The organism is Paraburkholderia strydomiana, from assembly GCF_046030495.1.
Taxonomy (GTDB): domain Bacteria; phylum Pseudomonadota; class Gammaproteobacteria; order Burkholderiales; family Burkholderiaceae; genus Paraburkholderia; species Paraburkholderia strydomiana_A.
This window is the reverse complement of record NZ_JAQQCJ010000027.1, coordinates 83,816-104,265: the sequence shown is the minus strand read 5'-3', so window position 1 is coordinate 104,265 and position 20,450 is coordinate 83,816. Positions and strand designations below refer to the sequence as shown.

Annotated in this window: 19 protein-coding genes; 12 read left to right on the top strand and 7 right to left on the bottom strand. The window is 64.3% G+C overall.

Annotated features, from left to right (window positions below; all coding sequences use genetic code 11):
- Positions 1-89 precede the first annotated feature (89 nt).
- Entirely contained in the window at positions 90-1,172 is a 1,083-nt protein-coding gene (locus tag PQQ53_RS28490; RefSeq protein ID WP_408141502.1) for a GlxA family transcriptional regulator, read from the bottom strand.
- Between the two features lie 344 nt (positions 1,173-1,516).
- Here PQQ53_RS28490 and PQQ53_RS28485 point away from each other — a divergent pair, with 344 nt between their 5' ends.
- From PQQ53_RS28485 to PQQ53_RS28455, 7 genes are all read left to right on the top strand, one after another.
- Positions 1,517-2,929 (top strand): L-serine ammonia-lyase, encoded by a 1,413-nt coding sequence (locus PQQ53_RS28485; RefSeq protein WP_408141501.1) that lies wholly within the window; start codon positions 1,517-1,519, stop codon positions 2,927-2,929.
- Positions 2,930-3,009: 80 nt separating this feature from the next.
- Complete coding sequence (locus PQQ53_RS28480; protein WP_408141500.1) at positions 3,010-4,254, top strand: sarcosine oxidase subunit beta family protein; 1,245 nt, start codon at positions 3,010-3,012, stop codon at positions 4,252-4,254.
- Between the two features lie 21 nt (positions 4,255-4,275).
- Positions 4,276-4,590 carry a sarcosine oxidase subunit delta gene (locus PQQ53_RS28475; RefSeq protein WP_408141499.1) on the top strand — a complete coding sequence of 105 codons (315 nt, stop codon included), beginning with the start codon at positions 4,276-4,278 and terminating at the stop codon, positions 4,588-4,590.
- Positions 4,587-7,589 carry a sarcosine oxidase subunit alpha family protein gene (locus PQQ53_RS28470; protein WP_408327811.1) on the top strand — a complete coding sequence of 1,001 codons (3,003 nt, stop codon included), beginning with the start codon at positions 4,587-4,589 and terminating at the stop codon, positions 7,587-7,589. Before PQQ53_RS28475 ends, PQQ53_RS28470 begins: the two co-directional genes overlap by 4 nt.
- Positions 7,579-8,235 carry a sarcosine oxidase subunit gamma gene (locus PQQ53_RS28465; RefSeq protein ID WP_408327808.1) on the top strand — a complete coding sequence of 219 codons (657 nt, stop codon included), beginning with the start codon at positions 7,579-7,581 and terminating at the stop codon, positions 8,233-8,235. Before PQQ53_RS28470 ends, PQQ53_RS28465 begins: the two co-directional genes overlap by 11 nt.
- A 69-nt stretch (positions 8,236-8,304) precedes the next feature.
- Positions 8,305-8,568, top strand: coding sequence for a hypothetical protein (locus PQQ53_RS28460; protein ID WP_408141496.1), 264 nt, complete (start codon positions 8,305-8,307; stop codon positions 8,566-8,568).
- 162 nt (positions 8,569-8,730) lie between these two features.
- Complete coding sequence (locus PQQ53_RS28455) at positions 8,731-10,149, top strand: MFS transporter (protein WP_408327805.1); 1,419 nt, start codon at positions 8,731-8,733, stop codon at positions 10,147-10,149.
- 61 nt (positions 10,150-10,210) lie between these two features.
- On the opposite strand, the gene ampC is transcribed toward PQQ53_RS28455, so the two are convergent.
- From ampC to PQQ53_RS28440, 3 genes are all read right to left on the bottom strand, one after another.
- Entirely contained in the window at positions 10,211-11,383 is a 1,173-nt protein-coding gene (ampC, locus tag PQQ53_RS28450; RefSeq protein ID WP_408327802.1) for a class C beta-lactamase, read from the bottom strand.
- Between the two features lie 194 nt (positions 11,384-11,577).
- Entirely contained in the window at positions 11,578-12,219 is a 642-nt protein-coding gene (locus tag PQQ53_RS28445; protein ID WP_408141493.1) for a DUF1109 domain-containing protein, read from the bottom strand.
- The gene (locus PQQ53_RS28440; RefSeq protein WP_408141492.1) at positions 12,216-12,788 is read right to left on the bottom strand and encodes a sigma-70 family RNA polymerase sigma factor; all 573 of its coding nucleotides are present in this window, start codon (positions 12,786-12,788) and stop codon (positions 12,216-12,218) included. The genes PQQ53_RS28445 and PQQ53_RS28440 overlap by 4 nt, the downstream gene beginning before the upstream one ends.
- A gap of 273 nt (positions 12,789-13,061) precedes the next feature.
- Between PQQ53_RS28440 and PQQ53_RS28435 the strand changes: the two genes are divergently transcribed.
- From PQQ53_RS28435 to PQQ53_RS28415, 5 genes are all read left to right on the top strand, one after another.
- A complete protein-coding gene (locus PQQ53_RS28435; RefSeq protein ID WP_408327799.1) occupies positions 13,062-13,301 on the top strand; it encodes a pentapeptide MXKDX repeat protein in 240 nt (79 codons plus the stop codon).
- 70 nt (positions 13,302-13,371) lie between these two features.
- On the top strand, positions 13,372-13,998 hold the full coding sequence (locus PQQ53_RS28430) for a cytochrome b/b6 domain-containing protein (RefSeq protein ID WP_408327796.1): 627 nt from the start codon (positions 13,372-13,374) through the stop codon (positions 13,996-13,998).
- Between the two features lie 15 nt (positions 13,999-14,013).
- The gene (locus tag PQQ53_RS28425) at positions 14,014-14,790 is read left to right on the top strand and encodes a molybdopterin-dependent oxidoreductase (RefSeq protein ID WP_408141489.1); all 777 of its coding nucleotides are present in this window, start codon (positions 14,014-14,016) and stop codon (positions 14,788-14,790) included.
- 205 nt (positions 14,791-14,995) lie between these two features.
- Entirely contained in the window at positions 14,996-15,397 is a 402-nt protein-coding gene (locus PQQ53_RS28420) for a hypothetical protein (RefSeq protein WP_408327833.1), read from the top strand.
- A 155-nt stretch (positions 15,398-15,552) separates the two neighbouring features.
- Positions 15,553-16,509: an alpha/beta hydrolase family protein gene (locus PQQ53_RS28415; RefSeq protein WP_408327793.1), complete on the top strand. Its 957-nt coding sequence runs from the start codon at positions 15,553-15,555 to the stop codon at positions 16,507-16,509.
- Here the strand turns inward: PQQ53_RS28415 and betA are convergent.
- Genes betA through betI form a run of 3 tightly spaced genes read right to left on the bottom strand, consistent with a single transcriptional unit; the run spans position 16,490 to position 20,320 of the window.
- Positions 16,490-18,220: a choline dehydrogenase gene (gene betA, locus PQQ53_RS28410; RefSeq protein ID WP_408327790.1), complete on the bottom strand. Its 1,731-nt coding sequence runs from the start codon at positions 18,218-18,220 to the stop codon at positions 16,490-16,492. The two genes, PQQ53_RS28415 and betA, sit on opposite strands and share 20 nt — an antisense overlap.
- 12 nt (positions 18,221-18,232) lie before the next feature.
- Positions 18,233-19,702 (bottom strand): betaine-aldehyde dehydrogenase, encoded by a 1,470-nt coding sequence (betB, locus tag PQQ53_RS28405; RefSeq protein WP_408327787.1) that lies wholly within the window; start codon positions 19,700-19,702, stop codon positions 18,233-18,235.
- Between the two features lie 12 nt (positions 19,703-19,714).
- Positions 19,715-20,320: a transcriptional regulator BetI gene (gene betI / locus PQQ53_RS28400; RefSeq protein WP_408327784.1), complete on the bottom strand. Its 606-nt coding sequence runs from the start codon at positions 20,318-20,320 to the stop codon at positions 19,715-19,717.
- Positions 20,321-20,450: the final 130 nt, after the last annotated feature.

The following is a 20,450-nucleotide window of genomic DNA, read 5'->3' as shown; positions in this document are numbered from 1 at the left end:
CAGGGTGATGGCGAACGCCATTGCGTCCAACGCGCGTGAACCGTTCGCACCGAACGTGCAACCGTGCGCGCGCCCGCCAGCGTCCCGCATCAAATCGCCTGAGCCCGACCCGGAAATGTTTCGTCGTAGCCGGAGCCGTCTTCCACTTGCGCCGCCGTGCCGCGCTGCTCACGATACATGACCGGCGGCAAGCCGAACTGCTTGCGAAATTCGCGGCCCAGATGCGAAGCGTCGGAAAAGCCGCAACTCGACGCGATGTCCGCGACGGTCTTGTCCGAACTCGTCAGCAACCACGCGGCGGTGCGCAAGCGCACCTGCTTCGCGTAGGCCTGCGGCGCCTTGCCGGTCTGCGCCTTGAAGAGCCGTTCGAGCTGGCGCGGCGACAGGTCGAGCTTGCGCGCGAGTTCGTCGAGCGGCAGCGAACGGCCCACGTGCTGTTCCATCAGCAGGATCGCGCGCTTGACCTTCGGATGCGTGGCGGGCGCGAGCCCCGGCGGATGCGGCTGCGGCGCGTTGCCTTTCTGCAGGTCGTCGACGAGCAGGATGCGCAGCGCCTTCTGCACGGTGGCGGTTTCGAAGTGACGCAGCAGGATTGCCGCGGCCACGTCGATCGACGCGCGTCCGCCCGAACACGTAATGCGCCGCCGGTCGATCACGAACAGTCGATCGGCGACCAGCGCTTCTTCATTCACCGACGGAAAACGCTCGATGAAATCCCAGTAGTGAAACCAGCTCACGCAGATGCGGTGGCCGTCGAGCACGCCCGCGCGCATCAGCGAGAACACGCCGGTACACATGCCGACCAGCGTCGCGTCGGTGGCGGCGGCGCGGCGAATGAACGCGAGCGTCGCGTCGCTCGCGGCCGGCCCCGAATGCAGCAGCCCGCCGACCACCACGACGTAATCGAACGGTTCGGCGTTGTCGAAGGTTTCCCACGGCGTGATCTGGATGCCGCAACTTGCGCGCACGGGAGCGAGGGTTTCCCCCAGCACGCTCCACGAACAGCGCACCGGTTTGCTGAAATCGCCTTCGTCCGCGGACAGGCGCAACAGGTCGACGAAACCCGAGAACGCGGTCAGCGTGAAGTTCGGCAACAGAATGATGCCGAAGCGGATGCGCTGCTTCGACGTGCCGTCGGTCGATCGGGGGGGAAGCGGTTCAGCGGAATTCATGCATGCGGGCGGCAAGGAGAGGGTGGAGTCAAGCATAGCATTGGGGATGGCGTGCGCTTTATCGGGCGGTTTCCCTGCGTTCGACGAGGGCCGTCGGGGCCTGTTCAGAGCCCACTCTGGTAGCAGATCCAGCGCAACGTCAGCATCGCCAGCCGCAACCTGGACGCCTGTCGCAAATGCGTCAGAAGTCATCGCAAATACGCCGCCGAGCTTGGCGGGCCGCCCGCTTGACGCCACTATCCCACTGTCATGCCGTTTTTATTCTATCGATCCGGATTGCCTTGCGGTGCAATACGGACTACTCCACCGAGGCAGCGCAACGCCCGCAACGTAGAAGGCACTCCATGAACGTCAGCGTCTTCGATCTGTTCAAGATCGGCATCGGTCCTTCGAGCTCGCACACGGTCGGGCCGATGATCGCCGCATGCCGCTTCGCTTCGCACATCGAAGACGCGAACCTGCTCGGCTTCGTGCGCCGCGTGAAAGTCGAACTGTACGGTTCGCTCGGCGCGACCGGCAAAGGGCACGGTACGGACAAGGCGGTGCTGCTCGGGCTCGAAGGCAATCTGCCCGACCTGATCGACCCGGACCTGATCGAGCCGCGTCTGCGGGCGATCCGCGAGACGAAGCAATTGACGCTGCTCGGCAAGCACCCGGTCGCCTTCGACGAGCGCGAACACCTCGGCTTCTTTCGCAAGCTGATGCCGGGCGTGCCCGGCACATTGGGCGTCTCGGGCGCCAGCATCGTGCATCCGAACGGCATGCGTTTTCAGGCATTCGACGAAAACGGCCAGTTGCTGGTGGAGAAAGAGTATTACTCGATCGGCGGCGGCTTCGTGGTCAACCGCGAAGGCGATCGCGTGAATGGTCTGCGCACCGGCGCGGAGGTGCCGTATCCGTTTCGTACCGGCGACGACCTGATGCGCGTGTGCCGCGAGACCGGTTTGTCGATCGCCGCGGTGACGCTGCGCAACGAATGCGCGGCGCGCCCCGAGCACGAAGTGCGCGAAGGGCTGCTGACGATCTGGCGCACGATGGCCGTGTGCGTCGAACGCGGCTGCAAGGTGCGCGGCGAGTTACCGGGTCCGATGCACGTGAAGCGCCGCGCGGCCGATCTGTGCGCGCAACTGCGGGCGCGTTCGGAGGAGTCGCTGCGCGATCCGCTCTCGATGCTCGACTGGGTCAACCTGTACGCGATGGCCGTCAACGAAGAGAACGCGGCAGGCGGGCGCGTCGTCACCGCGCCGACCAACGGCGCGGCCGGTGTGATTCCGGCGGTGCTGCATTACTACGTGAAGTTCATGCATGCATCGAGCGACGCGGGCATCGTCGACTTCCTGCTGACCGCCGCGGCGATCGGCATCATCTATAAGGAAACCGCGTCGATCTCCGGCGCCGAAGTGGGTTGCCAGGGCGAAGTGGGCGTGGCCTGCTCGATGGCCGCCGCCGCACTCGCCGCCGTGATGGGCGGCACGCCGACCCAGGTGGAGAACGCCGCCGAGATCGGCATGGAGCACAACCTCGGCATGACCTGCGATCCGGTCGGCGGGCTTGTGCAGATTCCGTGTATCGAGCGCAACGCGATGGGCGCGATCAAGGCGATCAACGCCGCGCGCATGGCGATGAAAGGCGACGGCCAGCACTACGTCTCGCTCGACAACGTGATCAAGACGATGCGTGAAACCGGCGCCGACATGAAGACGAAGTACAAGGAGACGTCGCGCGGCGGGTTGGCCGTGAACGTGATCGAGTGTTGAAGTTCGAGTGTTGAAGTTTCAGTGAAGCATGAATACGCAACACCAGGCAGCAGTTAAGACAGCATTGACAAGGACCCACGATGAGCCGCTATTCGATATTCAGCCTGTTGCGCAACGGGATGTCGTATCACGAGAACTGGGAGCGACAGTGGAAGAGCCCCGAGCCCAGGCGTGAATACGACGTCGTGATCGTCGGCGGCGGCGGGCACGGTCTCGCCACTGCGTACTACCTCGCGAAAGAACACGGCGTGCGCAATGTCGCCGTGCTGGAGAAAGGCTGGATCGGCGGCGGCAATACGGCGCGCAATACGACCATCGTGCGCTCGAACTACCTGTGGGACGAATCGGCCGCGCTGTACGAGAAGGCGATGAAGCTGTGGGAAGGGCTTTCGCAGGATCTCAACTACAACGTGATGTTCAGCCAGCGCGGCGTGATGAACCTCGCGCACACGCTGCAGGACGTACGCGACACCGAGCGCCGCGTGAACGCGAACCGCCTGAACGGCGTGGACGCCGAATTCCTCACGCCCGCGCAGATCAAGGAAATCGAGCCGACCATCAATCTGAACAGCCGCTACCCGGTGCTCGGCGCATCGATCCAGCGGCGCGGCGGCGTGGCCCGGCACGATGCGGTGGCCTGGGGCTTCGCACGCGGCGCGGACCAGGCGGGCGTCGACATCGTGCAGAACTGCCAGGTCACGGGGATTCGCCGCAACGGCAGCCAGGTGGTCGGCGTGGATACCACGAAAGGTTTCATCAAGGCGAAGAAGGTCGCGGTGGTCGCAGCGGGCAATACCTCGACGCTCGCCGACATGGCCGGCGTGCGCTTGCCGCTGGAGAGCCATCCGCTGCAGGCGCTCGTGTCCGAGCCGATCAAGCCGGTCGTCAATACGGTCGTGATGTCGAACGCGGTGCACGCGTACATCAGCCAGTCCGACAAGGGCGATCTGGTGATCGGCGCGGGCGTCGATCAGTACACGGGCTTCGGGCAGCGCGGCAGTTTCCAGATCATCGAAGGCACGCTCGAAGCGATCGTCGAAATGTTCCCGGTGTTCTCCCGCGTGCGGATGAATCGCCAGTGGGGCGGCATCGTGGATGTGTCGCCGGATGCTTGCCCGATCATCAGCAAGACCGACGTGAAGGGGCTTTACTTCAATTGCGGTTGGGGCACGGGCGGGTTCAAGGCAACTCCGGGTTCGGGCTGGGCCTATGCGCACACCATCGCGAAGGACGAGCCGCATCCGTTGAATGCGCCGTTTTCGCTGGAACGGTTCTATACCGGCCATCTTATCGACGAGCACGGCGCGGCAGCCGTGGCTCACTAACTCGCTAACGGAGCCCCACACATGTTGCTGATCGAATGCCCATGGTGCGGTCCCCGCGCCGAAACCGAATTCTCCTGCGGCGGCGAAGCGGATATCGCCCGTCCGCTCGACACCGACCAACTGACCGACAAGGAATGGGGCGACTACCTGTTCATGCGTAAGAACCCGCGCGGCGTGCATCGCGAGCAATGGCTGCATACGCAGGGCTGCCGGCGCTGGTTCAAGGCGCAGCGCGACACGGTGAGCTACGAGATCCAGGGCTATGAGACGTTCGAGCGTCCGCTGCTCACGATGGATGGCAACGACGCCAAAGCACAAGAGGGCAAAGCATCATGAGCCAGAAAGACCGACTGCCCAGCGGCGGGCGCATCAACCGCGCGATTGCGCTCGGTTTCACGTTCAACGGCGTCAAATACCAGGGCTATCAGGGCGACACGCTCGCCTCCGCGCTGCTCGCGAACGGTGTGCACTTCGTCGCGCGTAGCTGGAAGTATCACCGGCCGCGCGGCATCGTGACAGCGGGTGTCGAGGAGCCGAACGCGGTCGTGCAACTCGAAACCGGCGCCTACACGGTGCCCAATGCGCGCGCGACCGAAGTGGAGTTGTATCAGGGACTCGTCGCCACCAGCGTGAACGCGAAGCCGAGCATCGAGAAAGACCGCATGGCGATCAATCAGAAGATCGCGCGCTTCATTCCGGCGGGCTTCTACTACAAGACCTTCATGTGGCCGCGCAAATTCTGGCCGAAGTACGAAGAAGCGATCCGCGACGCGGCCGGCCTCGGCAAGGCGCCCGAGCACACCGACGCGGACCGCTACGACAAATGCTTTGCGCATTGCGACGTGCTGGTGGTCGGCGGCGGCCCGACGGGTCTCGCGGCGGCGCACGCGGCGGCGTTGTCGGGCGCGCGCGTGACGCTGGTCGACGATCAGGCGGAACTCGGCGGCTCGCTGCTGTCGTGCCGCGCGGAGATCGACGGCAAGCCCGCGCTGCAATGGGTGCAAAAGCTCGAAGACGAACTGCGGCAAATGCCCGAGGTGAAGATCCTGTCCCGCAGCACCGCGTTCGGCTACCAGGACCATAACCTCGTGACGGTCACGCAGCGGCTCACCGAGCATCTGCCGGTATCGCAACGCAAGGGCACGCGCGAGCTGCTGTGGAAAATCCGCGCAAAACGCGTGATTCTCGCGACCGGCGCGCATGAACGGCCGATCGTGTTCGGCAACAACGATCTGCCCGGCGTGATGCTGGCGTCGGCGGTGTCGACGTATCTGCATCGTTACGCGGTGCTGCCGGGCCGCAACGCGGTGGTGTTTACGAACAACGACGACGGCTATCAATGCGCGCTCGACCTGAAGGCGGCCGGCGCGCAGGTGACGGTGATCGACCCGCGTGCGGGCGAATCGAAGGGGACGTTGCCTGCGCTGGCGCGGCGCTACGGCATCAAGGTCATGAACGGCGCGGTCGTCACGGCGGCGCACGGCAAGCTGCGTGTTGCGTCGGTCGATGTGGCGTCGTATTCGAACGGACAGGTCGGCGCGCAGCAGGGCGCATTACCGTGCGATCTGCTCGCGATGTCGGGCGGCTGGAGCCCGGTGCTGCATCTGTTCGCGCAGTCGGGCGGCAAGGCGCACTGGCATGACGACAAGGCCTGCTTCGTGCCCGGCAAGGCGATGCAGGCGGAGACCAGTGTCGGCGCGTGCGCGGGCGACTTCACGCTGGGCCAGGGCATCCGCTTTGCCGTCGATGCGGGCGTCGAGGCGGCGCGCGCCGCCGGTCACATCGTCGCGCGGCCGGCTCCGCTGCAGGTGGCCGAGCTGAGCGAGGCGAAGATCGCGCCGCTGTGGCTGGTCGGCGGGCGCGAGCTGGCGACGCGCGGGCCCAAACAGTTCGTCGACTTCCAGAACGACGTGTCCGCAGCGGATATTTTTCTCGCCGCGCGCGAAGGCTTCGAATCCGTCGAGCACGTGAAGCGCTACACCGCGATGGGCTTCGGCACCGACCAGGGCAAGCTCGGCAACATCAACGGCATGGCGATTCTCGCGCAGGCGCTCGGCAAGACGATTCCCGAGACCGGCACGACCACCTTCCGGCCGAACTACACGCCAGTCACCTTCGGCACCTTTGCGGGCCGCGAGCTGGGCGAGTTTCTCGATCCGGTGCGCAAGACGGCGGTGCACGAATGGCACGTCGAAAACGGCGCGGCCTTCGAGGATGTCGGCAACTGGAAACGGCCCTGGTACTACCCGAAGGCGGGCGAGGACATGCACGCGGCGCTCGCACGCGAATCGCTCGCGGTGCGCACGAGCGTCGGCATACTCGATGCGTCCACGCTCGGCAAGATCGACATTCAGGGCCCCGATGCCGCGAAGCTGCTGAACTGGGTCTATACGAATCCGTGGAGCAAGCTGGAAGTCGGCAAGTGCCGCTACGGCCTGATGCTCGACGAAAACGGCATGATCTTCGACGACGGCGTGACCGTGCGTCTGGCTGACCAGCACTACATGATGACGACCACCACCGGCGGCGCGGCGCGCGTGCTCACGTGGCTCGAACGCTGGCTGCAAACGGAATGGCCGGACATGCGGGTACGGCTCGCATCGGTCACGGATCACTGGGCCACCTTTGCCGTGGTCGGTCCGAACAGCCGCAAGGTCTTGCAGAAGGTCTGCCACGACATCGACTTCGCGAACGCGGCGTTTCCGTTCATGAGCTATCGCGAGGGCACGGTGGCCGGCGCGGCATCGCGCGTGATGCGCATCAGCTTCTCGGGTGAACTCGCGTATGAAGTCAACGTGTCGGCGAACGTCGGGCGCGCGGTGTGGGAAGCGTTGATGACTGCGGGCGCGGAATTCGACATCACGCCGTACGGCACCGAAACGATGCACGTGCTGCGCGCGGAGAAGGGCTACATCATCGTCGGCCAGGATACGGACGGCTCGATGACGCCGTACGACCTCGGCATGGGCGGGCTCGTCGCGAAGTCGAAGGACTTTCTCGGCAAGCGCTCGCTGACGCGTTCGGACACCGCGAAGGCGGGGCGCAAGCAACTGGTCGGACTGCTGTCGGATGATCCGTCGTTCGTGATACCGGAAGGCTCGCAGATCGTCGCCGGGCCGTTCCAGGGCGACACCGCGCCGATGCTCGGGCACGTCACGTCGAGCTATTACAGCCCGATCCTGAAGCGCTCGATTGCGATGGCGGTGGTGAAGGGCGGTCTCGAGAAGATCGGCGCAACGGTCACGATTCCGCTGTCGAGCGGCAAGCAGATTGCGGCCACGGTCACCAGTTCGGTGTTCTACGACAGCGAAGGAGCACGTCAACATGTGGAATGAAACAGGCGGGATGGTATCGATCGTGGATCGCGCTGTGGGTGGACAAACGGGTGTGTGGCAGGAGTCGCCGCTGGTGGGCGCGGGTACGCTGCTGAAGAAGCATCAGGCGACGGCATCCGCCGCTTTCAGGTTGAGCGAGCGGCCGTTTCTGGAACTCGTGAACCTGCGCGGCGATACGCGCGACGCGGCATTCGTGAGCGCGGTGCAGAGCGTGATCGGTTGCAAGCCGCCGGAGAAGGCGAACACCGTCGCGCGCGGCAACGGCTACGACATGCTGTGGCTCGGCCCGGACGAATGGCTCGTACGCTCGGCCGCCGCGCACGACGCCGCGCGCACCGCGCCGTTGCAGGCGAAACTCGGCGCCGCGTTGGGCGGTGTGTTCGCCTCAGCGGTGGATGTCGGCAGCGGCTATACGGTGCTCGAAATCAGCGGCACGCGCGTGCGTGACGTGCTGGCGCGCGGTTGCCCGCTCGACCTGCATCCAAAACTGTTCGGCGACGGGCAATGCGCGCAGAGCCACTATTTCAAGGCATCGATGACGTTGCTGCATACCGGCGCGGACAGCTTCGACATCGTCGTGCGCCGCAGCTTCGCCGACTACTTCGTCAAGATCATGCTCGACGCGGCCGAGCCGCTGATGTCATAACGCACGGCGAGCGGTGCGCGCACGCATCGCTCGCCGCACATCCGGTCTCGTTCGACTCCCGCCCATGCCATGCCGTCGACGCGCCTAGCCACCGCGCGCCTCACCGAGCGCGCGTGCCATGAAGGCGACGCCGCTGCCGCGCTCGCGCTGCTCGATCAGAGCATCGTGCTGCGGCACCGGCGCATCGCGCTGATCCGCTATCTGCTCGCGCAACAACTCGGCGCGCCGCTGCAGACGCGCCACCACGAATACGTCGAAAAAATCGCCGCACGCCTGAGTGCGGACACGCTCGCGCGCATTGCCGGCGCGGCGCGTGCGCGGCTGCGTCTCTAGCGCTTTTTGCGTCCCTCGCGCCTGCATGCCGGGCGGCCACCGCGACGCCCCCGTTCCATTTCGATGACGTTTTCCTTCTATGTGGACGATTTATGTCGACGTCTACTGAAAACGCTGCCCGGAACACTCACGCGGCTGCCGCCGCATCAACGAGGGGATCACATGTCTACCGCTTTTCAGCCACGCGCGAGCGCGGCCGCCCGGCTCGAACGACTGCCGTTCTCCGGTTATCACCGGACCATCTTCGTCATCATCGCGATTGCGTTCTTCTTCGATTCCGTCGATCTCGGCACCATGACGTTCGTGCTCGGCTCGATCAAAACCGAGTTCCAGTTATCGACCGCGACCACGGGGCTCGTCGCCAGCGCGAGCTTCTTCGGCATGGTGATCGGCGCGGCGGTGGCGGGCCTGCTCGCCGATCGCTTCGGGCGCCGGCCCGTCTTTCAGTGGAGCATGGTGCTGTGGGGCCTCGCGTCGTATCTGTGTTCGACCGCGCAGAGCGTCGAGGCGCTGATCTTTTATCGCGTGCTGCTCGGCTTCGGTATGGGGATGGAGTTTCCGATCGCGCAGACCTTGCTGTCGGAGTTCGTGCCGGCTGCCTCGCGCGGACGGCTGATCGCGCTGATGGACGGCTTCTGGCCGCTCGGCTTCATCGCCTCGGGCGTGGTGTCGTACTTCGTGCTGCCGGCTTTCGGCTGGCGCACCGAATTCGCGCTGCTCGCGATTCCCGCTGTGTTCGTGCTGATCGTGCGGCGTGTGGTGCCGGAGTCGCCGCGCTGGCTCGAACATCGCGGACGCCATGCCGAAGCCGACCGGATTCTCGCCGACATCGAAGTGAAGGTGATGCGCGCGGAAGGCCTGAGCCAGTTGCGCGCACCGGCCCTGCTCGCGGAACCGGCCGCGGCGAAGGGCGGCGGCGCGTTCCGCGAGATCTGGAGCCTCGCCTACCGGCGCCGCACGATCATGGTGTGGACGCTGTGGTTCTTCGCGCTGCTCGGTTTTTACGGGCTGACGTCGTGGCTCGGCGCGCTGATGCAGCAGGCCGGTTTTGCGGTGACGAAGTCGGTGCTGTATACGGTGCTGATTTCGCTCGGCGGGATTCCGGGCTTCATTTGCGCGGCGTGGCTCGTCGAGCGCTGGGGCCGCAAGCCGACCTGTATCGCGTCGCTCGCCGGCAGCGCGGTGATGGCCTACGTCTACGGACAGACCGCGCTGCATGCGCAAACGCCGACGCTGCTGATCTGCGCCGGGCTCGCGATGCAGTTCTTCCTGTTCGCGATGTGGGCGGTACTGTACACGTACACGCCCGAGCTTTACGGCACCGGCGCGCGCGCCACGGGCTCGGGGTTCGCGTCCGCGATCGGCCGGGTAGGGTCGCTGATCGGGCCGTATGTGGTCGGCATCGTGCTGCCGGTGTTCGGCCAGGGCGGCGTGTTTTCGCTCGGCGCGATGTGCTTTGTGATCGCCGCCGCAGCGGTGTGGATACTGGGGATCGAAACGCGCGGGCTGGCGCTGGAAACGCTCGTGTCGGAAGCGGTCGAAGCGGACCCGCATGGGGCGTTGAGTCCGGTGCGGGAGTGAGCGTCGGCGGGCGCTGGGCATGGCGGGGCATGCTCAGCGCCCGCGCTCGTTTAGCGTGAGTTCAATGCTCGCTGCCCGCGAGCGCCGTCAGAATCTGATAAGCGGCGCTCACGCGTGCGTCGTTCGGGATGTTCCGGTTGGCGAGCATGACGATCCCCAGATGCTTCTGCGGAACGAACGCGACATACGCACCGAAACCATTGGTCGAGCCGGTCTTGTTGATCCATACATCCTGTCTCGGCGGCTGCGGCGGCCTGATTTCGGCGGCAGGCGTCGCATGCAGGACCATCTCCGCTGAATTGCCTTCCTGCAAGGTCTTCAATGCGGCTGGATACGGATACTGCTCCCAGATCAGATCCTGAGTCAGCACGCCTGCTTTGAAGTAGCCGGTGTGCGTTGCCGTGATCGCACGCTGGAGCGTGCTGTCGAGCGGGATCAGATCCATGTTCGCCGCGACGAAGCGCAGCATGTCGGCCGCAGTCGACTTGATGCCATAGGCTTCGGAGGACAACACACCGGGTGTCATGCGGATCGGCGCATCCTGCTTCGTATAGCCTTGCGCGTAGTCCGGCATTTTCGCTTTCGGGACGTCGATGTAGCTGCTCGTCATGCCGAGCGCGGGAAACAGGCGTTGCTGGATCAGCGCGGTGAAGTCCTGACCCATGCTCTTCGCCGTGATCAGGCCGAGCGTGCCGATACCGGGGTTGGCATACGTGCGCTGCGTGCCGGGTGCATAAGCGGGCCGCCATGCGGCGAAGTACTGCATCAGCTGGTCGTTGTCGTGGATGTCGTCGGGCACCTGCAACGGCAGCCCGCCAGGCGTGTGCGTGCCCAGGTTGAGCAGGCTCACGCTGCCGAACGGTGTGCCGCGCAGCGACGGCAGATACTTCGCCGTCGGGTCCGACAAGGACAGCTTGCCGTTCAGGCCCGCATAAGACGCGAGCGTCGCCGTGAATGTCTTGCTGATGGAGCCGAGTTCGAACAAGGTCTCGCGCGTGACCGGCTTGCCGGTTTGCGTCGACGCGACGCCGTAGTTGAGCACGTAGGGCTTGCCCTCGACGATCACGCCGACCGCCATGCCCGCAATGCGATATTTCGCCATCAGCGGTTGGATAGCTGCGTCGACGGTGGGCTTGATCCGATCGAGCGGGGCATCGGCGGCGCGGCCGATGGATGGCATTGTGCACAGCGCAAACACGGCGCTCGCGATAAGACTGATTGTTTTGGACTTCATTGGCAGCGTTTCCCTGGATGTCGGCCGGCAGGTTGGCCGAGTCGCACTATCCGGGTTTTGCTGCGCGCTGACAATCGAGGATAAGTTGCGCGAGGGTAAAGAAAATCTTGTGGAGCAAGAGGGGCGGTGGCATTTTCGGCGCCGCGAGGGGAAGCTTCGCGCCGCGCGGCAAGACGGTAGGTGTACCGCGTCGCTTACCAGCGCAACAGCCGCGGGCCGAGCAGCGCGCCGATGACCGTCGGCACCAGCATCCCCAGCAGATACCATGCGCCCCAGAATGGAATGGCCATCTCCGGGCAATGCAGACAATAGGCGAGCGTCGCCGTCGAGCCCGCCAGCAAGCCGCCCGCGGCGCCCGCCAGCGCGAGCCGGGTCGGCGCCAGTCCTTTGAGCGCCCAGAACACGGCGATGAAGCCCGGAACCGACAGCATCGCGATATTGAAAGGACAGACGCGCCAGGTTTTGCCGAGCACGAGTGCGAGCCGGCCGTCGTCCGGTGCGCCCATCAAGACATACGCCCCGGCCAGCCACACCGCCGCGACCGGCGCGGCGATCAACCAGCCGCTCGCCCCGGCGCGCATGCCGGGCCGGGCGAGCCGCGTCGACATCCAGAGCGAGCCGATCATCAGACAGAGCGGCAACGCGACCTTGGCCCAGAAGATCGGCGTGAGCGCGACTTCGGCGAGGTCGCGCCGGACGCCGAGCAGCATCGCCATGATCAGCGTCGCACCGGCCGCGCCGCTCAGCACCGCAAGGGTGAAGCGTTTCGTGAGCGCGTGGCGGTCTATCGGCGCGACACCGGTCGCCAGCAGAGAAATGAATTCATCCGTTTTCATCGGCTTCCTCGAATCTTTGCGGCCAACGCCTTGAGGCCGCGATGCACGCCGATCTTGACCGCGGACTCCGACAAGCCGGTCAACTGCGCGGTTTCCGTCACGGACAGCCCTTCGAGCTTGACATGCACGATCGGCAAACGCTGACGATCCGGCAACTGTTCGAGCAGCTTGCCCACGTCGCGCCGGGCTTGCGCCGGTTCGAGATCGGGCGCGGCGAGCAATTCGAATGCATCGTCGAGCGGATCGTTGAGCGCGTCGTGGCGGGAACGCGCCCGAAAGTAATCCGTCAGCTTGTAGCGCGCAATGGCGTGAATCCACGCGGTCAGCGGCTGCTCGTCGCGATACGTATGCCGTCCGTTGTGAACCGCCAGCAATATTTCCTGCACCAGATCCTCGACATCGGCCGCGCTGTCGTGAAGCCGCCGCCGCAGGAAGCCACGCAGGTGCGCGCCCAGTTCCGCGAGGAATTGCCGATACCCGGCGGCGTCGCCGTCCAGGCCGCGCAGGAACAGGGCGCGCAGACGGGCCTCTTTTGCCTGCGCTGCGGTGATATCGGTAGTTCGATTCATCGGGGAGGTCGGTTACAGGAAACAGGAGTTTATTCCATCGCCTCGGGCGTTGGCGACGAGGACTGCGTCGCGTGCGTTCTTTTTGTCTGTTGAAGAGAAAAAAACCTGGCGCGTGCTGTAACCGGGCCGGGACACGCAGCGAACTACCTCACAGATGCGGGATGACGACGCATCGGTAGTTGCCGCAAAGCAGTCTATCTGATACCCCCGGGCCGTCCGCGAGCTACAGCCATGAGCGACGGCGGCCCGACCAACAACACTCCAGGAGTTGCCATGAAACGCATTGCAATCGCAGCAGTCGCCGCAGCCTTGCTCGCCAGCGGTGGTTCGGTGTTCGCCCAGGCGAGCGGCGCCATGTCCAACGATTCGATGTCGAAAGACGCGATGAGCAAGGATTCGATGGCCAAGGATTCGATGTCGAAAGACTCGATGAAGAAGGACAGCAGCAAGATGAAACACGACACGATGAAAAAAGACGACGCAATGAAGAAAGACGACGCGATGAGCAAGTAAGGCACACAGGTGCGTTCCCGGCATCTTGCGGCGAACGCACCTGAGCCCCGAGGCTTCACGGAGATTCGGAATGAAAGCGATCCCCCAACCCGGTGCGTTGCCCGACGCGACACGCACCTTGCAACCCGCGTGGGTGCGCATCGCGCACTGGCTCAACGCGTTGGCCGTGGTGCTGATGATGCTGTCGGGCTGGCGAATCTACGACGCGTCCCCGGTGTTCCAGGGCCTCACGATCCCGACCGGCCTCACGCTCGGCGGCTGGCTCGGCGGCGCGCTGCAATGGCACTTTGCGGCGATGTGGCTGCTGTTCTTCAACGCACTCTTTTATCTGGCGATGAACCTCGTCACGGGCCGCATCCGGTCGAAGTTTTTCCCGCTGTCGCCGCGCGCAATCCTGCACGACCTGCGCGAAGCCCTGAAAGGCCATCTGTCGCATGCAGACCCGAGCCGCTACAACGCGGTGCAGAAGTTCGCCTACCTGTTCGTGATGCTCGACATAGCCGTGCTGATCATCTCGGGCCTCGCAATCTGGAAGTCGGTGCAGTTTCCGGTGTTGCGCGAACTGATGGGCGGATATGACAACGCGCGCGTCGTTCACTTCTGCGCAATGGCGCTGCTGGCCGGTTTCATCGTGATTCATCTGACAATGGTCGCGCTCGTGCCGCGCTCCTTGCTCACGATGATTCGTGGCCGCTAACCGAGGACTACTCCTGTGAAGCCATTCAAACCGTCGCAATCGGGCGTCGATCGCGAGTCGCTCAGTATCGACGTGCGTCGTGAGCTCGATATGCCGTCACGGCGCCTGTTCGGCAAACGCATCATCACGCTGGGTGGGCTGGCGATGCTGACCGGATGCAGCCTCTCGGACGATAAATCGGTCGAGACGTTTCTGTCGCGCGTGTCGAGAATGAACGACCGCGTGCAGGGCTGGCTATTCGACCCGAACCGTCTCGCACCGACCTACACCGAAGCACAGATCACACGCCCGTTCCCGTTCAATGCGTACTATGGGATCGACGATGTGCCGCACGTCGACGGCGGCGATTTTCGCCTGAAAGTGAGCGGCCTCGTGCAGGACAAAAAGGACTGGACGCTCGCCGACCTTGACGCATTGCCGAAGGCTGAACAGATCACGCGACATATCTGCGTCGAAGGCTGGAGCGCGATCGGCCGATGGGGCGGCACGCCGTTCGCGGCGTTTCTCAAGCGTGTCGGCGCGGACACGTCGGCGAAATACGTCGGCTTCAAATGCGCTGACGACTACTACGAAAGCATCGATATGCCAACGGCGCTGCATCCGCAGACGCTGTTGACCTTTACCTTTGACGGTCAGCAATTGCCCGCAAAATACGGCTACCCGATGAAGCTCAGAATGCCGACCAAACTCGGCTACAAGAATCCCAAGCACATCATGGAGATTTTCGTGACCAACACGTTTCCGGGCGGCTATTGGGTCGATCAGGGCTACAACTGGTTTGGCGGATCGTGAGCCGCAGGCTGAATACCGGAGCCGGTCGAGACGCGCAGGCAGTGGGTGCGGAGTAATATCGCTACCAGGTCCAGATTCCTGCCCGAGCGCGGGTCGGGTGCCCATGCGCACATCGATCCATGAGCCGGGAGGAGGCTCGCTGGAACGCCTGGACGCCGCGCAGATAAAACGTATGGCGGTGTCGGCAGTGACGAGGACATCGATCATGTCAAGCGAATGGAAGCGCCGCCTGCGGCTGTTTATCCAGCGTTTCTGGCAGCCGACCAGCGCGTGCATGACCTGTATGCCCGGCAGCTGGGGCAATCTCATGAGCCTCCCCCACTGGACGATCGCATTGCAGACCGGTCTGCTGACCGGGCTTCTGGCGGTCTTGCTGACTTTCACGCCTGCGGCCCGATTCTATAAGCACCGATATAGCAATGCGCTGCTCGTCGGTTTGCTGACGGCGATAGGCGACGCTTACGCTCACGGGAGCCACTACCGCATCCCCTATGTGGAGCACATCGTGACCGGTGTGATCTCCGCTCTCCTGACGCTGGCCGCGTCATATATCTTCGAAGATCGGGCGCGACGCCTTCGCGCGGCGTGGGCTCGGGTTTTCGGGTAGAGAAGTCTGTCACGCGCCGAGCGGGCGGGCCGGTCAGTCGTCACCGCGCTCCGGATCTTCGACACCGTCGAGCGTCACACGCAGCGTGCATGGGGTTGCCTTATAGTTGCCGTCAGGCAAAACTGGCGACTCGCCCAATCGCGCAGGGAATTCCAATGAGAGCAATGATCCTGGCGGTCCTTTTCTGCGTATCCGCGACTCTTTCCCATGCGGCAGGAATCAGGTTCGTGCAAGTTCCGGCCGATGCCAACGGCCCCGCGTTGAAAGCGATCGTATGGACGCCATGCGCAGCCCCCGCTCAGGACATTCCGATCGGGCCTTACATGCTGAAGGGGCGGCGCGACTGTCCGGCCACGGTCGAAACGCTACCGCTGATCGTCATCTCGCATGGCCACGGCGGGGCGTTTCTTGGTCACCATGATCTTGCGGAAGTACTCGCGGACTCGGGCTACGTCGTCGCGGCAATCAACCATCCCGGCGATACCTTTTCCGACATGAGCCGTGCGGCCGATATTTCTGAGTTCGTGGAGCGCCCAACCGACATCAAGCGTCTCATCGACTTCATGTTGAGCGAGGCACCCGAGATGCCCAGAATCAATCCCGAGCTGATCGGCTTTTTTGGTTTTTCGCGTGGCGGCTATACCGGTCTCGTACTGGCTGGCGCGAATCCGGACTTTTTGCACGCCGACATTCCATGTCCGGATTTGAATCTTCCAATCTGCAAACAGCTTCAGCGCAAAGAGATTCCGAATCAGCCGTTGACTCACGATCCCCGGATCAAAGCTTATGTTCTTGCGGACCCGCTCAACGAGTTTCCCTCTTCACACGATCTGAACGACGTGAAAGCACCGATCCAGCTTTGGGCGTCGCAGTATGGCGGCGACGGCGTGCTTCCCGAATCGATCTCCAGCCTGGCCAATATGCTGCCGAAGCGGCCTGAATACCATCTCGTCCCCGGCGCGGCTCATTTTGCCTTTCTTGCGCCGTGTTCGGCCACCTTGAGAAAGAACGCCCCCGAACTCTGTACCGATGAAAACGGTTTCGACCGTGTGGCCTTCCACCAGGCGTTCGATGAAAACGCGCTTCAGTTTTTCAGATCGAACCTGCACTGAGCCCGTATGACATCTTCACAACGTCGCTCGACCGTGTGCTCTCGCGCTGTCTGGAAGCCGCGCCATTGGCCACGAAGTAAGGCGTATCGACACGCGCCAGCGCTTCCCGCCCGCGAATCCGGTCGGCGATTTTCTCGGCCAGCATGATGGTCGGCGCGTTCAGATTGCCGGTCGTGATGCGCGGCATGATCGACGCATCGACGACCCGCAGCGCGTCGATACCATGGACGCGGCCCTCGTTGTCGACCACCGCCATGTCGTCGTAGCCCATCTTGCACGAGCACGACGGATGAAACGCCGTTTCCGCGCGCATCCGTACGAACTGATCGAGTTGCGCGTCGGTGCCCAGTTCGGCGCCGGGATTCAGCTCGCGCCCGCGATAACGGTCGAGCGCCGGCTGACGCATGATTTCACGCGTGATCCGGATGCCGTCGCGGAATTCGCGCCAGTCGAGCGGATCGGCCATGTAGTTGAACAGGATGCTGGGGTGCGCATTCGGATCACGCGAGGTGAGCTTCACTCGGCCCCGGCTCGGCGAACGCATCGAGCCGACGTGCGCCTGGAAGCCGTGCATCCTGATCGCGTTCGAGCCGTTGTAGTTGATGGCGACCGGCAGGAAGTGATACTGGAGGTTGGGCCATGGGTCGTCGTCGCGCGTGCGGATGAAGCCACCCGCTTCGAACTGATTGCTCGCGCCGATGCCCGTGCCGTTGAGCATCCATTCGAGTCCGATGGCAGGCTGGTTCCACCACTGCAACGCCGGGTAGAGCGACACCGGCTCCTTGCACTCGTACTGGATATACATCTCCAGATGGTCCTGAAGATTCTCGCCGACACCAGGCAGATCGTGCACGAGCGGCACATCGAGTTCGCGCAGCCAGGTCGAGCGGCCCACGCCGGAGCGCTGCAGCAATTGCGGCGACCCGATTGCGCCGCTACACACGAGCACTTCACGGCGCGCATGCACGCTGAGCGCCGTGCCGTGATGCAGATACGCGACGCCGACCGCGCGCTTGCCCGAAAACAGCACGCGCTCGGTGACCGCATGCGTGACGATCGTCAGATTCGGCCGCGTTTTCGCGCGATCCAGATAGCCGCGCGCGGTGCTCGCGCGCCGGCCGTTGGCCGTGACCGTGCGATCCATCGGACCGAAGCCTTCCTGCCGATAGCCGTTCAGATCGTCGGTGCGCGCAAAGCCTGCCTGCACACCGGCCTCGACCATCGCGGCGAAGAGCGGGTTGTTGCCCGGCTTGCTGGTGCTCACGTGGACCGGACCGTCGCCGCCGTGATACGCGTTCGCGCCGATGTCGCGCGTTTCGGCTTGGCGGAAATACGGCAGGCAGTCCAGATAGGTCCAGTTCTCGAGACCAGGGTGCGCGGCCCAGCCGTCGTAATCGAGCGCATTGCCACGGATGTAGCACATGCCGTTGATCAGCGACGACCCGCCGAGCCCCTTGCCGCGTCCGCACTCCATGCGACGGTTGTTCATGTGCGGTTCGGGGTCCGTCTCGTACGCCCAGTTATAGCGGCGTCCCTGCAGCGGATACGCGAGCGCGGCCGGCATCTGCGTGCGGAAATCGAAACGGTAGTCGGGGCCGCCTGCTTCGAGCAGCAGCACCGTCACGTCGGCGTCTTCGGTGAGGCGCGACGCGAGCACGTTGCCCGCCGAACCCGCGCCCACGATGATGTAGTCGTATTCGTTCGAGGCCATCGCCGCCACTCCTTAGAACACCGGTTGATAGGGGCCGAGTTCGACCTGCACGGACTTGATGCGCGTGTAGTGTTCGAGCGTGGTGATGCCGTTTTCGCGGCCGACGCCCGATTGCTTGTAGCCGCCCACCGGCATTTCCGCGGGCGATTCGCCCCATGTGTTGATCCAGCAGATGCCGGCCTCCAGCCGATGAATCACGCGGTGCGCACGCGAGAGATTCTCAGTGACGACCCCTGCGGCGAGGCCGTAAGCGGTGCGGTTCGCACGCGCGATCGCTTCGTCCTCGTCGTCGAATGCGAGGATGCTCATCACGGGGCCGAAGATTTCCTCGCGCACGATGCGCATGTTGTCGTGGCAACCGGTGAAGACGGTCGGCTCGACATACTGGCCGCCGCCGAAATGACCTTCGGTCAGGCGCCGGCCGCCCGCCAGCAAGCGTGCGCCTTCCTGCACACCGCTGTCGATATGGCCGAGCACCTTCTGCAATTGCGCGGCGCTCGCAAGCGGGCCGAAGTTCGTGTTCGCGTCAGTGGGCGCGCCCACGCGGATGCGTTCGACCCGCGCGAGCAGCAACGCTTCGAACCGTTCGAGCACGCTGCGTTGCACGAACACGCGTGTGCCGTTGGTGCAGACCTGGCCCGCGCTGAAGAAGTTGGCGCTCATCGCGATGTCGGCGGCGCGTTCGAGGTCGGCGTCGTCGAACACGAGGAGCGGCGACTTGCCGCCGAGCTCCATCGTCACTTCTTTCAGCGACGACGACGCGGCGAGCGACATCACCTTCTTGCCCGTTTCGACGCCGCCCGTAAACGAAATCTTCTCGATGTCCGGATGCGCGGCGAGCATCGCGCCGACCCGGCCATCGCCCTGCACGACGTTGAAGACGCCCGCCGGCACGCCGGCCTCGGTGTAGATCTCCGCGAGCTTCAATGCCGACAACGGCGTGATCTCGCTTGGCTTGAAGATCATCGCATTGCCGGCCGCGAGCGCGGGCGCCGACTTCCAGCACGCGATCTGAATCGGGTAGTTCCATGCGCCGATGCCCGCGCACACGCCGAGCGGCTCGCGGCGCGTGTAGACGAACGACGAGGGGCGCAGCGGAATCTGCTGGCCTTCGATCGCGGTGGCGAGTCCCGCGTAGTACTCGATCACGTCCGCGCCGGTGACGATATCGACCGCGCGCGTTTCGGCGATCGGCTTGCCGGTGTCGCGGGTTTCGAGCAACGCAAGTTCGTCGTTGCGCTCGCGCAGCAGTTCCACCGCGCGGCGCAGAATGCGCGAGCGCTGCATCGCCGTGAGCGCGGCCCACTCGCGTTGCCCGGTCTGCGCCGTTTGCACCGCACGCTCGATATCGGCCGCCGACGCCTGCTGCACGCTCGCGAGCGTCTCGCCGGTGGCGGGGTCGAGCGTGTCGAAGGTTTCTCCACCGGTTGCATCGACGTAAGCGCCGCCTATGTACAGACGTTGCGTTGCGAATACCACCATCCCATGCTCCTTTCAGGAAACGCCGCCGGCCTGATTGCGTGCCGCCAGCATCAGATCGATATAGTCATTCGCGACGCGTAGCGCCGCCCTGGTGTCGAACGGTTCGCCCGACAGCGCGCCGCGCAGCCACAAGCCGTCGATCAGCGCCGCGAGGCCGCTCGCCGCACGGCGCGCCGCCGCACGCGGCAGCGCCTTCGAAAAATCCGCGCACAGATTCGAGTTCAGACGGCGCGTGTTCACGTATTGCAGCCGCCGCAGCTGCGGCTTGTGCATGCTCTCGGACCAGAACGCGAGCCACGTTTTCATGACCGGGCCGCTGGTTTGTGCGGCGTCGAAATTCGCGGTGACCACCGCGCGCAGTTTCGCGCGTGGGTCCGCCTTCGCCGCCCGGCGACGGCTCGCCGTGGCCTGCCACAAATCGCGCAGCACGTGACGCATGGTCGCTTCGAGCAGGCCGTCCTTGTCGCCGAAATAGTGGCTGACGATGCCCGTGGAAATGCTCGCGCGTTGTGCGACGGAGGCGAGCGTCGCGCTCGCGAGGCCGCTCTGGCCGATCGTGAGCAGGGTGGCGTCGATCAGTTGCGCGCGGCGGATTTCGCGCATTCCGAGTTTGGGCATGGTGCTGGAGATGGCGGCGCACCCACGGTGAGCCGACCGCATGGATTCGATGACGCATGGTAAGTTTATTTATATTGAACAGTCAATCAATAAAAACTGGCGTTCCACCACTTGTCGGTTCCAGCCAAAC

What these genes read in the sequence shown, in the direction of transcription:
- PQQ53_RS28490 (WP_408141502.1), bottom strand. Translation starts at nt 1,172, where the DNA reads ATGAATTCCGCTGAACCGCTTCCCCCCCGATCGACCGACGGCACGTCG.
- PQQ53_RS28485 (WP_408141501.1), top strand. Translation starts at nt 1,517, where the DNA reads ATGAACGTCAGCGTCTTCGATCTGTTCAAGATCGGCATCGGTCCTTCG.
- PQQ53_RS28480 (WP_408141500.1), top strand. Translation starts at nt 3,010, where the DNA reads ATGAGCCGCTATTCGATATTCAGCCTGTTGCGCAACGGGATGTCGTAT.
- PQQ53_RS28475 (WP_408141499.1), top strand. Translation starts at nt 4,276, where the DNA reads ATGTTGCTGATCGAATGCCCATGGTGCGGTCCCCGCGCCGAAACCGAA.
- PQQ53_RS28470 (WP_408327811.1), top strand. Translation starts at nt 4,587, where the DNA reads ATGAGCCAGAAAGACCGACTGCCCAGCGGCGGGCGCATCAACCGCGCG.
- PQQ53_RS28465 (WP_408327808.1), top strand. Translation starts at nt 7,579, where the DNA reads ATGTGGAATGAAACAGGCGGGATGGTATCGATCGTGGATCGCGCTGTG.
- PQQ53_RS28460 (WP_408141496.1), top strand. Translation starts at nt 8,305, where the DNA reads ATGCCGTCGACGCGCCTAGCCACCGCGCGCCTCACCGAGCGCGCGTGC.
- PQQ53_RS28455 (WP_408327805.1), top strand. Translation starts at nt 8,731, where the DNA reads ATGTCTACCGCTTTTCAGCCACGCGCGAGCGCGGCCGCCCGGCTCGAA.
- ampC (WP_408327802.1), bottom strand. Translation starts at nt 11,383, where the DNA reads ATGAAGTCCAAAACAATCAGTCTTATCGCGAGCGCCGTGTTTGCGCTG.
- PQQ53_RS28445 (WP_408141493.1), bottom strand. Translation starts at nt 12,219, where the DNA reads ATGAAAACGGATGAATTCATTTCTCTGCTGGCGACCGGTGTCGCGCCG.
- PQQ53_RS28440 (WP_408141492.1), bottom strand. Translation starts at nt 12,788, where the DNA reads ATGAATCGAACTACCGATATCACCGCAGCGCAGGCAAAAGAGGCCCGT.
- PQQ53_RS28435 (WP_408327799.1), top strand. Translation starts at nt 13,062, where the DNA reads ATGAAACGCATTGCAATCGCAGCAGTCGCCGCAGCCTTGCTCGCCAGC.
- PQQ53_RS28430 (WP_408327796.1), top strand. Translation starts at nt 13,372, where the DNA reads ATGAAAGCGATCCCCCAACCCGGTGCGTTGCCCGACGCGACACGCACC.
- PQQ53_RS28420 (WP_408327833.1), top strand. Translation starts at nt 14,996, where the DNA reads ATGTCAAGCGAATGGAAGCGCCGCCTGCGGCTGTTTATCCAGCGTTTC.
- PQQ53_RS28415 (WP_408327793.1), top strand. Translation starts at nt 15,553, where the DNA reads ATGAGAGCAATGATCCTGGCGGTCCTTTTCTGCGTATCCGCGACTCTT.
- betA (WP_408327790.1), bottom strand. Translation starts at nt 18,220, where the DNA reads ATGGCCTCGAACGAATACGACTACATCATCGTGGGCGCGGGTTCGGCG.
- betB (WP_408327787.1), bottom strand. Translation starts at nt 19,702, where the DNA reads ATGGTGGTATTCGCAACGCAACGTCTGTACATAGGCGGCGCTTACGTC.
- betI (WP_408327784.1), bottom strand. Translation starts at nt 20,320, where the DNA reads ATGCCCAAACTCGGAATGCGCGAAATCCGCCGCGCGCAACTGATCGAC.